The following is a 12,934-nucleotide window of genomic DNA, read 5'->3' as shown; positions in this document are numbered from 1 at the left end:
CGCCTCCCGCGGTCCCGCGGACCCCACCGGTCCGCGGGACCGGGCACCGCCCGGCCGGGGCCGGCTACCGCTCCCCGGCCTCCTCCTCGCGGCCGTCCCCGTCGGAGGGCTCCGGCTCGTCGATCGGATCCGGCCCGTCCCCGTACAGGTCCCTCGGCCCGCCCGGCTCCGGCTCGGCCACCGCCGACAGCGCCGCCCGGGCCCGCGGCGCCCGCAGCGGGGAGAACTCGGGGCCCGTGCGCAACGCCTCCACCAGATGACGGCGGGCCTCCCCGCGCTCGCCCAGTTCCAGGGCGATCACCCCCCGGTGGTACGAGAACAGCGCCCCGCCCGCCCCCTGCCCCGCCGCCCGCGAGGCGAAGGGCACCGCCTCCTCGGGGCTGCCCGCCCGGTACAGCGCCCAGCCCAGCGCGTCGGCGACCTCCGCACTGCGGTGCCCGCGCCGCCACTGGTCCCGCAGCCGGTGGACGGCCGCCTCGGGCGCCCCGTGGTCGGCCTCGTAGCGCGCGAGCACCACGTCCCCGTCCACCCCGTCCCGGCGGCCCCGCGCCACCAGCTCCCGCATCCGGCCGAACAGCGACCGGGCCCGGTCGCGTTCGCCGAGGGACTCCTCCAGCTCGCCCCACTCCAGCGCGTACCCGGGCAGCGGCCGACGCTCCAGCACCCGTGCGTAGTCCTGCCGGGCCTCCTCGGTGCGGCCCAGCGCCACCAGCGACCGGGCCCGGCCCCCGAGCGAGCGGTGGGCTCCCGGGTCGGCCTCCAGCGCCGCCTCGTAGTGGGCGACGGCCTCCGCGTACTCCCCGCGCTCCCAGGCCAGTTCACCCTGCCGGTGGTGGGCCGCCGCCCGCTCGGCCCGGGTCGAGGCGTGCTCCCGGGCGTCGTACGCCAGCACGGCGGCGTCCTCCCGCAGGCCCCGGTCCCGGAACGCCTGGGCGTGCCTGCCCTCCACCTGAGGCCCAGAGGCGAGCCCGCGCAGGGCGTCCACCGCCCGGCCCGCCGCCTCCGGATCCCCCAGGCCCCCGTAGGCGTCCACCAGCACCGGGTACACCGCCCACCAGCCGGGCCGCAGCGCACGGGCCCGCTCCCCGAACTCCCGTGCCGCACCGAAGTCGTTCCGCGCGTTGGCGAGCGCACCCAGGCCCACCAGCGCCGCCGTGTTCCCCCGGTCCGGGGCGCGCAGCGCCAGCGAACGGCGCAGCGCCCGCTCCGCCTTCGGGAACAGGGCCGTCTCTCCGTTCCCGACCCCGCGCTCCACGTAGGCGGCGCCCAGCTGCGCCCACGCCCGGTCGTCGCCGGGACTCTCGCGCACCCGCCGCTCGCGGTCGGCGACCAGCGCCGCCAGGTCGTCCGCGGCCGCCGGCGCACCGGCCGCCGCGGCGGACAGGGCCCGCCCGGCGGCCTCCCGCGGGCTCCCGCCGTCCCCGTCCCCCCAGCCGGGGACGAACAGCACCACCAGGGTGAGCGCGGCCGCCCCGCCCAGTACGCCGACGGCGGTGTTCCTGAGGGTCTCGCTCTTCATGCGCTCACTGTGCGCCAGCGCCCGGCCGGTGCCCCGAGCACACTCGGAAGCCACCCGGTCGAACGCGGACGGGTTCACACCGATGGCCCCCGGTGCCAGGCTGGGATCATGGACGAACTCCTGGAGCGCCTCCGCAGCGGCCTGCCCGACGAGGCCCTCATCTCGGACCCCGACGTGGCCCGCTCCTACGACCGGGACATGGCGGGCTTCTGCGAGGCCGGGACACCGGCCGCCGTGGTGCTGCCACGGACCGTGGACCAGGTCCGCCACGTCATGCGCACCGCGACCGCCCTGCGGGTCCCCGTCGTGCCGCAGGGCGCCCGCACCGGCCTCTCCGGCGCGGCCAACGCCAGCGACGGATGCATCGTGCTCTCCCTGACGGCGATGAACCGCATCCTGGAGATCGACCCGGTCGACCGGATCGCCGTCGTCGAACCGGGCGTCGTCAACGCGGACCTCTCCCGGGCGGCGCAGGAGTACGGCCTCACCTACCCGCCGGACCCCTCCAGTTGGGAGACCTGCACCATCGGGGGCAACATCGGCACCGCCTCGGGCGGGCTGTGCTGCGTGAAGTACGGCGTCACCGCCGAGTACGTGCTCGGCCTGACGGTCGTCCTCGCCGACGGGCGCCTGCTGAGGACCGGCCGCCGCACCGCCAAGGGGGTCGCCGGCTACGACCTCACCCGCCTGTTCGTCGGCTCCGAGGGGAGCCTCGGCGTCATCGTCGAGGCCGTCCTCGCCCTGAGGCCGAAGCCGCCCGCCCCCCTGGTGCTGGCCGCCGAGTTCCCCTCGGCCGCCTCCGCCTGCACGGCGGTGTGCGCGGTCATGGAGCAGGGGCACACCCCCTCCCTCCTGGAGATCATGGACCGCACCACCCTCCGCGCCGTCAACCGGCTGGGCAGCATGGGACTCCCCGAGAGCACCCAGGCGCTGCTGCTGTGCGCCTTCGACACCCCCGACCCGGCCGCCGACCTCGCAGCCGTCGCCGCACTCTGCGAGGCGGCGGGCGCGACCGAGGTGGTGCCCGCCGACACGCCCGCCGAGTCCGAACTGCTCCTGCAGGCACGCCGGATGTCCCTGCCCGCCCTGGAGGCCCTCACACCGGCCACCATGATCGACGACGTCTGCGTGCCCCGCTCCCGGCTCGGCGACATGATCGACGGAACGGCCGCGATCGCCGAGCGGCACGGGCTCACCATCGGCGTGTGCGCCCATGCCGGGGACGGCAACACCCACCCCGTCGTCTGCTTCGACCACCGGGACGCCGACGCGTCCCGCCGGGCCCGCGCCTCCTTCGACGAGATCATGGCGCTGGGCCTGGAACTCGGCGGCACGATCACCGGAGAGCACGGCGTCGGGGTGCTGAAGAAGGAGTGGCTCGCGACCGAACTCGGCCCGGTGGCCCTGGAACTCCAGCGGGGCATCCGGGAGACCTTCGACCCGCTCGGCATCCTCAACCCCGGCAAGCTCTTCTGAGCCGCCGCCCGCCCTGCCGGCACCCGGGGCCCGGCACCGCCCTGCCGGGCCCCGGGGCGGCCGCCCTCCGCAACCGGCCGCCCCGCACTCCGCCTCCCGGCGCCGCGTGCCGCCCGCCCGGCGCGTCCCCGGGCCCCGCGAGCGCCGCCCTCACGCCTCTCCGTCCGGCAGCTCCTCGGCCCGCGGCGCCGCCCGCCGCGGGCGCTCGTCCGCCCCGGCCGGCGCCAGCAGCGCGGCCAGCTCCTCGTCGAGACCGAGCAGAGCGGCCTCCGTCCCCGGGGGAACCACCCGCAGGGAACGCTCCAGCCACGCGGACACCGCACCCGACGGCGCCTCCAGCAGCGCGTCCCCCTCGGGTGAACTCAGCGCCATCAGGATGACGCTGCGGCCCTCGTTCTTCGTGGGCCACACCCGCACGTCCCCGCCGCCGCAGGGACGGAACACCCCCTCCACGAGCAGCTCCCTGGCGAACGTCCAGTCCACCGGGTGGTCGGAGCCGACGTGGAAGACGATGTGCACCGCGAAGGGGTCGTCGGCCCGGTACACCAGACGGGCCGGCACCGGCACGCTGCGCTCCGGGGACAGCACCAGGTTCAGCTCCAGCTCGCGTTCCACCACGATGTCCTTCATCGTCCTCGTTCCCTTCTCGCCACGTCGCGGCCTGTCGCGCACCGCCGTCGGCGGTGCCCCGCACAGAGACGAGAGGGCGGCGGCCCCCGGCTCTTACGCGACTTTCCCCGGTAACTTTCCGTAACGATGTGGTGACCTGTTCGGGCCCCATCCTCCCGGACGGCCCCGGGCGTGCCCAACGGTCTGATAGATGTGGACCCTTGAAGTGAGGCCTCGACGAGCAGATACGGGACCACGGTGATGAGCGCCCCCACCCCGGCCACCGGTGACGGAAGCCCCGCGCCCGGCTACTACCCGGACCCCTCCATCCCCGGATACGTCCGGTACTGGAACGGTGCCGCCTGGGTGCCCGGCACGAGCCGGCCCGCTCCCGCCCAGGGGGAGGAGCTGAGCGCCCCGCCCGGGGCGGCCGCCGCGCCGCCGTCTGCCGCGTCGGCCGCCGCGCCGCCCCCGGCACGCGTCGAGGAGACGGGCCCGGTCTTCCTGGACGAGGAGCCGGAGCCCGGGACCGCCCGCCCCGAACCCGCCTCCGCCTGGCAGGCGGACACCGCACGCCAGGCCGGTTTCGGCGGGGACCTCGACCACCGGGTGTCGTGGGGGAGTCCGGCCGCGGGCGATCCGCGCCGGCCTGCCGAGCCCGCCGCCGACCCCAGCGGCGGGCAGCTGCCCGGCATGCGGTCCGGGAGCGCCCCCGCCCCCGCCCCCGAACGCCCCGCCGCGGCCCGCACCGAGGTCCCGGCCGACGGCGGCTCCGGACGGGCGCGGCCCGGTGGGGCGGCGGACGGCCCCCGTGCCGCCGCACCCGTCGCCGCCTCCGCGCAGCAGACCGCCGCCGCACCGCCCCCGCAGGCGCAGTGGCCCCAGGCCCCCGCCGAGCGGCAGGCCGCCGCGGCGGCCCCCGCCCGGCCCGGGCCGTCCGCCACGCCGCCCTCGCCGCTTCCCGCGCAGCCCGAGCCCGCGGCCCGGTCCGCCGGCCCCGTGAGCGAGGGGCAGGGAGGCGGTGCCGCGTCCTGGGCCCAGCAGGTCCACCAGCTCGCCGGTTCCGGCACGTCCGCCGCCCCCGAGGGCGGGCAGCCCGTCACGCCGTTCAAGCCCCCGGTCGACGACCCCTTCCTGAGGGCCGCCCAGGCCCAGGCCAACGCCCGCCCCGCGTCGCCGGGGCGGCGGCTCGCGGCCCGGCTGGTCGACACCCTGCTGCTCGGCGCGCTCGTCGGCGCGGTCGCGGTGCCCGCCGGCACGAGGGCGTGGGAGCACGTGGACGCCAAGCTCGAAGCCGCCCGCCTGTCCGGCGAGACGGTCACCGTGTGGCTGCTCGACGGCACCACCGGCACGTGCCTCGGCATCGTCCTCGGCGCCCTGCTGGTCCTGGGAGTGCTCTACGAGGCGCTGCCCACGGCCCGCTGGGGCCGCACGCTCGGCAAGCGGCTGTGCGGGCTGACGGTCCTGGACATCGAGTCGCACGAACCGCCGTCCTTCGGCGGCGCCCTGCGCCGCTGGCTGGTCTACAGCGTGCTCGGGCTGCTGGTCCTCGGCGTCCTCAACGTGCTGTGGTGCCTGTTCGACAAGCCCTGGCGGCAGTGCTGGCACGACAAGGCGGCGCACACCTTCGTCAGCGGCTGACTGCCCGTCACCCGGCCCGCCCGGTGTGTTCCCCCGAACGCACGTGAGGCGTTGCGGGGCAGGGTGCCCCGATGTGCACTGCCCCCATGAGCAACGATCAGCCGCCCCCCGGTCCGCCGTCCGACGAGGATCCGCTCCGCAAGAGGCCCCAGGAGCCGCCCCCCTCCGGCGGTGAGGGCCAGCCCCCGCCGCCGGGCGGCGGGCCCTCCGGGTCCCCGGGTGACTCCGGCGGCGGGGCGGGGCCGGGCGGCGGCTCGCCGTACGACACCCCGGGCGGCGGGGCGGGCGGGCCGGGCGGTCCCTACGGCGGCGGGCAGCCGCCCCCGTACGAACCGGGACCCTACGGGGGTGCGTACGGAGGGGCGGATCCGCTGGCGGGGATGCCGCCGCTCGCGCCCTTCGGCAAGCGGTTCCTCGCCCGCCTGGTGGACATCCTGATCATCGCCGTTCCGCTCGCGGTGCTGTCCCTGCTCTTCGGCGGCTGGGAGTGGACCACCGACGGGGAGGAGTTCACCGACCAGGTGAACACGGGGCGGCAGTGGATCTGGACGATCGTCTCGCTGGCCGCGTACATCGGCTACGACACGCTCATGATCAGGCGGGACGGCCGCACGGTGGGCAAGCGGCTGATGAACCTCCGGGTGGCCATGCTCAACGACGGTCGCACCCCGGACACCGGGGCCTCGGCGCTGCGGGCCGTGGTGCTGTGGGTGCCGGCGCTGGTGTGCTGCTACTGCGTCTGGTGGCTGGTCATCCTGATCACCGTGGTCTCCGACCGCCCCTACAAGCAGGGACTGCACGACAAGGCGGCCAAGACGGTGGTGGTGTCAACCGCGTAGGGAGTGCTGCCTGATCCGCGCACCGCCGCGGGGCGCGGGGACGCGGCCGGACGCGGGGCCGGCGGCGGGCCCCGGCGCGGTCCGCCCGGCGGCGGCCTTCGCCCCCGCCCCGCCGGCGCGGCCGCGGTGCAGGGCGGGCGCCGCGGCGACCGCGAGCCCGAGGGCCAGTGCCGCGGCGGCGACGGCGGTGGTGGCGAGGACGCTCCCGGCGCCGGTCAGCAGGAGCAGGGCGACGGCCGAGGAGACGGCGGTTGCCGAACCGTAGGCGTACTGGGCGGCAGTCGGACGCGGCATCACGGGATCCGTCCTCGGGGCAGGGTCGGGGAAGGCACGGGCCAGGTCGCACTGGTTCAGGACTCTACGGTTCCCGATGCCCGGAGGGAACACGAAGTAAGCGTGACCTGACCCACGGTGCCGGTGCACAGGGGGGCGCACGGATTCATTTGGCGGGCTGTGTGGCCGAAAGTATCGGGGTCTAGGCCGATTTGGGGATCGTCCGGATAGCGGATCGGCGCTACTGCATAGTGCAGTTGGCCTGTTCAAGTCAAGGACTGTCTTTTCTTCCCCGACTCCGGTCGAATGTCGTCACTTGAGACGCGTACACCGCCCGCGCGGACGACCCCACCAACCGGTCCGCGACGGCGACGGAACGCGGGGGAGGACACCATCAAGTGACCAGTAATCGACGGACGTTCAGAGCGACCGCGGTGGTCGTGGCCCTGGCCGCGACCACCGCTACGGCCTCGGCGTTCACCTTCGCCCAGGCCGACGGCGGCAAGCCGTCCGGCCAGGCGGCCATCGAGAGGCACGACCCGGCACCGCATCAGGGGCATGTCGAGCACGACCTCGAGGGGCCGTTCACCAAGAAGCAGGAGGCGCAGCGGCAGGCGGCCCTGGAGCAGGTCATATCGGGAGAGGCCACGGTCCAGTCCCGCAAGGGCTCCAAGGTCGTCCGGCTCGACAACAAGAAGTACGTCGAACTCGCCAGGGAGAAGACCGACAAGATCTTCACCGTCCTGGTGGAGTTCGGCGACAAGGTCGACGACACCACGATGTACGACCCCGACGGCCCCGGCCCCCAGCCGCCGGTCGTCAAGTACGGCGGCGACCCGGGCCCGCTGCACAACCAGATCGCCGAGCCCGACCGCACGGTGGACAACTCCACCGCCTGGCAGGCGGACTACGACCGCGAGCACTTCCAGGACCTGTACTTCGGTACCGGCAAGGACCGCAAGGGCCGCCAGAAGGACTCGCTGAAGACCTACTTCGAGCGGACGTCCTCCGGGCGCTACTCGGTGGACGGCGACGTCTCCGACTGGGTCAAGGTCGAGTACAACGAGGCGCGGTACGGCTCCAACTACTGCGGCCAGTCCAACTGCGCCAACGTCTGGGACACGGTCCGCGACGGCGTGGCCGCCTGGACCGCGGACCAGAAGGCCAAGGGCCGCACCGACGCCCAGATCAAGGAGCAGCTGTCCTCCTACGACGAGTGGGACCGCTACGACTTCGACGGCGACGGCGACTTCAACGAGCCGGACGGCTACATCGACCACTTCCAGATCGTCCACGCGGGCGAGGACGAGTCGGCCGGCGGCGGTGTGCAGGGCGGTGACGCCCTGTGGGCCCACCGCTGGTACGCCTACGGCACCGACGCGGGCCTGACCGGTCCGGCGGGCAACCGCGCCGGCGGGACCGAGATCGGCGACTCCGGCATCTGGGTCGGCGACTACACGATGCAGCCCGAGAACGGCGGACTCGGCGTCTTCGCCCACGAGTACGGCCACGACCTCGGTCTGCCGGACCACTACGACACCCAGGGCGGCGAGAACTCCACCGGCTTCTGGACCCTGATGTCCTCCGGCTCCTGGCTGGGCGCCGGCAAGGACACCATCGGCGACGTCCCCGGCGACATGAACGCCTGGGACAAGCTCCAGCTCGGCTGGCTCAACTACGAGACGGCTAAGGCGGGCCAGCGGTCCACCCACACGCTGGGCGTCTCCGCGTACAACACCAAGCGCCCGCAGGCGGTCGTCGTCGAGCTGCCCAAGCGCGAGGTCACCACCACCGTCGTGAAGCCCGCCGAGGGCTCCATGCAGTGGTGGAGCGACATGGGCGACGACCTCAGGAACACCCTGACCCGCTCCGTCGACCTGACGGGCGCGTCGAGCGCCTCGCTGGAGCTCGACGGCTGGTGGGACATCGAGGCCGACTACGACTACCTCTACACCGAGGTCTCCACCGACGGCGGCGCCAACTGGACGCCCGTCGACGGTACGTCGGACGGCCAGGCCATCCCGCGCGACGCCGGTGACAAGCCGGCCCTGACCGGTCCCTCCGAGGGCCACCGGGCGCTCGCCTACCCGCTGGACGCCTACGCGGGACAGAAGATCGACCTGCGCTTCCGCTACCAGACCGACGGCGGCGTGGCCGGCAAGGGCTTCACCGCCGACGCCATCACCCTGACGGCGGACGGCCAGGAGCTCTTCGGCGACAACGCCGAGAACGGCGACGCGGGCTGGACGGCGAGCGGCTTCTCCCGCATCGGGGAGTCGTTCACCCAGGAGTACGACCAGTACTACATCGTCGAGAACCGCCAGTACGTCTCGTACGACCGGACCCTGGAGGTCGGGCCCTACAACTTCGGGTTCACCGCCCCGAAGAACGGCTGGGTGGAGCACTACCCGTACCAGAACGGCATGCTGATCTGGAAGTGGGACACCTCCCAGAACGACAACAACACCAGCGCGCACCCCGGTGAGGGCCTGGTCCTGCCGATCGACGCGCACCCGACCCCGATGAAGTGGGCCGACGGCACGCTGATGCGGAACCGGATCCAGTCGTTCGACTCCACGTTCAGCCGCTACCGCACCGACCGCCTCACCCTCCACAAGGCGGGCGTGGGGCAGCGGATCCCGTCCCAGCGGGGTGTCTCGGTCTTCGACGACCGCAAGGGCACCTACTGGTACCCGGAGAACCCGACCGCGGGTGTGAAGGTCACTGACACCAACACCCGTATCGCGATCGTCAGCGAGCCCCGCAACGGGCAGAAGCTGAAGATCAAGATCGGACCCTCGGGTCGCTGATCGGTAAAACCGCAGGTCAAACCATGATCGGCCGTCGCCCTCTAGCGGGCGGCGGCCGATCGTGTTTAGGTGCGGGGGCAGGGCCCTTATTGACATCGAACTCACGGGGGAGTGGTTCCGTATGCCCGGCGGAGGTTTCGCCAAGCTGCCAGGAGGCAGCGTCGTCGTCGCGCTCAGCCTGCCGAACCCGGCGGGCGACGGGACGAACGTCAGGTTCCTGGTGCACGCCGCCAACCGGGCGCGGGCCCTGACCCGGCTGCGCAACCTCGGACTGCGGGCCGTCTACCTGCGGGGGAACGCCGAGCCCCCGACCCCGGACGAGATCACCGCCGTGCTCCACCACCCGGACGGGCTGCTGTGGCGGGCCGAGCGGGAGCGCCCGCAGGAGCTCTGGCACCCCATACGGGCGCTGATGCGGCCCTGAGGCGGTACCGGGTCCTCCCGGGCCCGGGCGCCTCAGCGCACCACCGGCTTGCCGCTCACCTCCACGCCCGCCTCCCGGAGCTCCTCCAGGGCGCGGTCCGTGGTCTCGCGGGCCACGCCCGCCGTCAGGTCGAGCAGCACCCGGGTGGTGAACCCCTCGCGTGCCGCGTCGAGCGCGGTGGCGCGGACGCAGTGGTCGGTGGCGATGCCGACGACGTCGACCTCGGCCACCTGCCGTGCGCGCAGCCAGTCGGCCAGGGAGGTCCCGTGCTCGTCGGCCCCCTCGAAACCGCTGTAGGCCGCCGTGTAGGCGCCCTTGTCGAAGACGGCGGCGACGGAGCCGGAGGCGACGGCCGGGGCGAAGTTCGGGTGGAAGCCGACCCCCTCGGTGCCCGCGACGCAGTGCCGCGGCCAGGAGCCGACGTGGTCGGGTAGGTCGGAGAAGTGGCCACCCGGGTCCACGTGGTGGTCCCGGGTGGCCACCACGTGCCGGTAGCCGGGCTGGGCGTGTCCGATCAGCTCGGTGATCGCGGCCGCGACGTCCGCGCCGCCCGCGACCGCGAGGCTGCCTCCCTCGCAGAAGTCGTTCTGGACGTCCACGACGATCAACGCGCGGTGCATGACGGGTGTCCTTCGGTGGTGGTGGAGGGGGAACGGGTCGGGCCGGCCCGCGGCACTACCGAGCGTAGCCAGAGGGACGGCGGCCCGGGAAGGGGCCGGGCCGCCGCCCGCCGGGGAGCGCGGCGCTCAGAGGTACTCGGTGGGCAGGACCGGTTCGCCCCGCGAGAGCTGGGTCGCCGACAGCGGGAGCCCGCCGCGCACGGCGAGGTGCCGCTCGCGGGCCGAGTCCAGCGGTTCCCGGGCCACCACCTCGCCGCCCTTGACCAGCTGCACCAGCAGCTGCCGGTCGGCCAGCCCGTCCGGCACCGCCCCGGTGCCGACCACCTCCGCCTCGGCCACGCCCTGCTCGTCCGGCCGCCGCGCCGCCCACTTGCGGCCGCCGACCGAGGTCTTGCCGCCGCGCGACCTCTTGGCGACGGGCTCCAGCGGCGCGCCCGGATCGGTCGAGCGGGCCCGGGCGACCAGCTTGTAGACCATCGAGCAGGTGGGGTGGCCGCTGCCGGTGACCAGCTGGGTGCCCACGCCGTAGGCGTCCACCGGAGCCGCGGCGAGCGAGGCGATGGCGTACTCGTCCAGGTCGGAGGTGACGACGATCCTGGTGTTCACCGCCCCGAGCTCGTCGAGCTGCCGGCGCACCCGGTGGGCGACGAGCAGCAGGTCCCCGGAGTCGATGCGGACGGCCCCGAGTTCCGGCCCCGCGATGTCCACGGCCGTGCGCACCGCCTCGGCCACGTCGTAGGTGTCGACCAGGAGGGTGGTCCCGCGCCCCAGGGAGTCCACCTGCGCCCGGAAGGCTCCCCGCTCGGTGTCGTGGAGCAGGGTGAAGGCGTGGGCGCTGGTGCCGACGGTGGGGATGCCGTAGCGGAAGCCGGCCGCCAGGTCGGAGGTGGAGTCGAAGCCGCCGACGTAGGCCGCGCGGGCGGCCGCCACGGCCGCCAGCTCGTGGGTGCGCCGGGCGCCCATCTCGATCAGCCCGCGTCCGCCCGCCGCGGCCGACATCCGGGAGGCCGCGGCCGCGATCGCGGAGTCGTGGTTGAGGACGGACAGGACCACCGTCTCCAGCAGCACGCACTCGGCGAACGTCCCCTCGACCCGCATGACCGGTGAGCCGGGGAAGTAGACCTCCCCCTCCGGGTACCCCCACACGTCGCCGCGGAAGCGGTACCCGGCCAGCCACCGCAGCGTCGCCTCGTCCACGATCCCCCGCTCGCGCAGGAAGCCGAGCAGGGCCGGGTCGAAGCGGAAGTTCTCCACGGCGTCGAGGACGCGCCCGGTGCCCGCGACCACCCCGTAGCGGCGCCCTTCCGGCAGCCGCCGCGTGAAGACCTCGAAGACGGAGCGCCGCCCGGCCGTGCCGGCCCTGAGCGCGGCCTGGAGCATGGTCAGCTCGTACTGGTCGGTGAAGAGAGCGGTCGACGGGACGTCCACCGGGAGTCCAAGGTCCGCAGCATCCACAGCGGTGCACCTCGTGGTTCGTGTCGGGCCGCCCGTCGGGCGGGCGGGACGTACGGGGCCGCTCCCCGTCCGGCGCGGCCATGGCAGGAAGCGTACCCCCATTTCGTCACTTTGACGAGATCTCGGCCGGGGGGCGGCCGTCCCCGGCCGGCCGGCTTCCCGGCCGGTCCCCCGCGAGGCCGTTTGTGCGACAGGGGGGCTCAGGTGGCAGCATGGGTTGCGTGACCGTGCCACTGGAGATCGAGCGGACCGAGTCGGCGGAGGAGGCATCCGCCGTCCCCGAGCCCGACGTGCCCTGGGTGACCCTGGTGCACAACGACCCCGTCAATCTGATGAGCTACGTCACCTATGTCTTCCAGGCGTACTTCGGCTATTCCAAGGACAAGGCGCACAAGTTGATGCTCGACGTCCACCACAAGGGGCGCGCCGTCGTCTCCAGCGGCAGCCGCGAGGAGATGGAGCGCGACGTGCAGGCCATGCACGGCTACGGGCTGTGGGCCACCCTCTCCCAGGACCGCATCTGATGAGCTCTCACTTCGAGCCGCTGAAGGGCGGCGGCGCAGCCGTGGCACTGGACGAGGTGGAGATCTCCATCCTCCGCTCGCTCGCCGTGCAGCTCCTGGAACTCATCGGCCCCGGCGACGAACCGGTGCAGGGCGACGACCCGCTGGCCGCCCTGTTCGCCGAGGGGCCCAGCGAGCCCCCGTCCGATCCCGCGCTGGCCCGGCTCTTCCCCGAGGCCTACCAGGGCCCCGGCGCGGACGGCGCCGACGAGGAACTGCGCGCCCGCTCCGCCGAGTTCCGCCGCTTCACCGAGGCCGACCTGCGCACCCGCAAGCGCGAGGACGCCCTCGCGGTGGTGCGCTCCCTCGACGCGCTCACCCCCGCCGGGGACGGCGGCGCGGTGCTGGAACTGCGCGCCGAGGACTGCCGCCACTGGCTCGGGGCGCTCAACGACCTCCGTCTGACCATCGGCACCCGGCTGGAGGTCGGCGACGAGGACGACAACGAGGGGCTGTACCGCCTGCCGGACGAGGACCCGCGCAAGCCGATGGTGATGGCCTACCTCTGGCTCGGCGCCCTCCAGGAGACCCTGGTCGAGACCCTGAGCCCCTGAGCCGCCGCCCAGGGCCCCCCTCTCGTCCGCGGGCCGCGGGCCGCGGGCCGCGCGCCGGAAGTCCGCCCCGGCCCGGTGGAGGGTCCCGCCCCTGCCGTCCCACCGTGCGTCTCACCCGTCGGGCACCTCGTCCCGGGCGCGTCGGCCGTCC

Annotated in this window: 12 protein-coding genes; 7 read left to right on the top strand and 5 right to left on the bottom strand. The window is 74.3% G+C overall.

Translation table 11 applies throughout. From position 1 onward, the window contains the following. Positions 1-64: 64 nt before the first annotated feature. Positions 65-1,519 carry a lipopolysaccharide assembly protein LapB gene (locus NPS70_RS07805; protein ID WP_256523323.1) on the bottom strand — a complete coding sequence of 485 codons (1,455 nt, stop codon included), beginning with the start codon at positions 1,517-1,519 and terminating at the stop codon, positions 65-67. Between the two features lie 108 nt (positions 1,520-1,627). On the opposite strand from NPS70_RS07805, the gene NPS70_RS07800 reads away from it, so the two are divergent. After that, positions 1,628-2,995, top strand: a complete 1,368-nt coding sequence (locus tag NPS70_RS07800) for an FAD-binding oxidoreductase (RefSeq protein WP_256523322.1) — start codon at positions 1,628-1,630, stop codon at positions 2,993-2,995. 150 nt (positions 2,996-3,145) lie between these two features. Here NPS70_RS07800 and NPS70_RS07795 read toward each other — a convergent pair whose 3' ends face one another. Beyond that, positions 3,146-3,625: an SsgA family sporulation/cell division regulator gene (locus tag NPS70_RS07795; protein WP_256523321.1), complete on the bottom strand. Its 480-nt coding sequence runs from the start codon at positions 3,623-3,625 to the stop codon at positions 3,146-3,148. A 240-nt stretch (positions 3,626-3,865) separates the two neighbouring features. On the opposite strand from NPS70_RS07795, the gene NPS70_RS07790 reads away from it, so the two are divergent. Both NPS70_RS07790 and NPS70_RS07785 read left to right on the top strand, forming a co-directional pair. Continuing rightward, on the top strand, positions 3,866-5,245 hold the full coding sequence (locus NPS70_RS07790; protein ID WP_256523320.1) for an RDD family protein: 1,380 nt from the start codon (positions 3,866-3,868) through the stop codon (positions 5,243-5,245). A gap of 86 nt (positions 5,246-5,331) precedes the next feature. After that, positions 5,332-6,084, top strand: a complete 753-nt coding sequence (locus tag NPS70_RS07785) for an RDD family protein (RefSeq protein WP_256523319.1) — start codon at positions 5,332-5,334, stop codon at positions 6,082-6,084. Here the strand turns inward: NPS70_RS07785 and NPS70_RS07780 are convergent. Continuing rightward, positions 6,073-6,378 (bottom strand): hypothetical protein, encoded by a 306-nt coding sequence (locus NPS70_RS07780; protein ID WP_256523318.1) that lies wholly within the window; start codon positions 6,376-6,378, stop codon positions 6,073-6,075. The genes NPS70_RS07785 and NPS70_RS07780 overlap by 12 nt on opposite strands. 377 nt (positions 6,379-6,755) lie before the next feature. Here NPS70_RS07780 and NPS70_RS07775 point away from each other — a divergent pair, with 377 nt between their 5' ends. Then, positions 6,756-9,167, top strand: coding sequence for an immune inhibitor A domain-containing protein (locus NPS70_RS07775; RefSeq protein ID WP_256523317.1), 2,412 nt, complete (start codon positions 6,756-6,758; stop codon positions 9,165-9,167). Between the two features lie 121 nt (positions 9,168-9,288). Continuing rightward, a complete protein-coding gene (locus NPS70_RS07770) occupies positions 9,289-9,591 on the top strand; it encodes a hypothetical protein (protein ID WP_256523316.1) in 303 nt (100 codons plus the stop codon). Positions 9,592-9,623: 32 nt separating this feature from the next. Here the strand turns inward: NPS70_RS07770 and NPS70_RS07765 are convergent, their stop codons facing one another. Beyond that, positions 9,624-10,211, bottom strand: a complete 588-nt coding sequence (locus NPS70_RS07765) for an isochorismatase family protein (protein WP_256523315.1) — start codon at positions 10,209-10,211, stop codon at positions 9,624-9,626. A gap of 126 nt (positions 10,212-10,337) precedes the next feature. Continuing rightward, a complete protein-coding gene (locus NPS70_RS07760; protein WP_256523314.1) occupies positions 10,338-11,666 on the bottom strand; it encodes a nicotinate phosphoribosyltransferase in 1,329 nt (442 codons plus the stop codon). A 212-nt stretch (positions 11,667-11,878) separates the two neighbouring features. Here NPS70_RS07760 and clpS point away from each other — a divergent pair, with 212 nt between their 5' ends. Together clpS and NPS70_RS07750 are read left to right on the top strand one after the other, a co-directional pair. Further along, a complete protein-coding gene (gene clpS, locus NPS70_RS07755) occupies positions 11,879-12,190 on the top strand; it encodes an ATP-dependent Clp protease adapter ClpS (protein ID WP_256523313.1) in 312 nt (103 codons plus the stop codon). Further along, the gene (locus NPS70_RS07750) at positions 12,190-12,783 is read left to right on the top strand and encodes a DUF2017 domain-containing protein (RefSeq protein ID WP_256523312.1); all 594 of its coding nucleotides are present in this window, start codon (positions 12,190-12,192) and stop codon (positions 12,781-12,783) included. Before clpS ends, NPS70_RS07750 begins: the two co-directional genes overlap by 1 nt. Positions 12,784-12,934 lie beyond the last annotated feature (151 nt).

It is taken from the genome of Streptomyces sp. C10-9-1, from assembly GCF_024497955.1.
GTDB lineage: Bacteria > Actinomycetota > Actinomycetes > Streptomycetales > Streptomycetaceae > Streptomyces > Streptomyces sanyensis.
The sequence above is the reverse complement of the archived record's forward strand: the minus strand, read 5'-3'. Positions and strand labels throughout refer to the sequence as shown.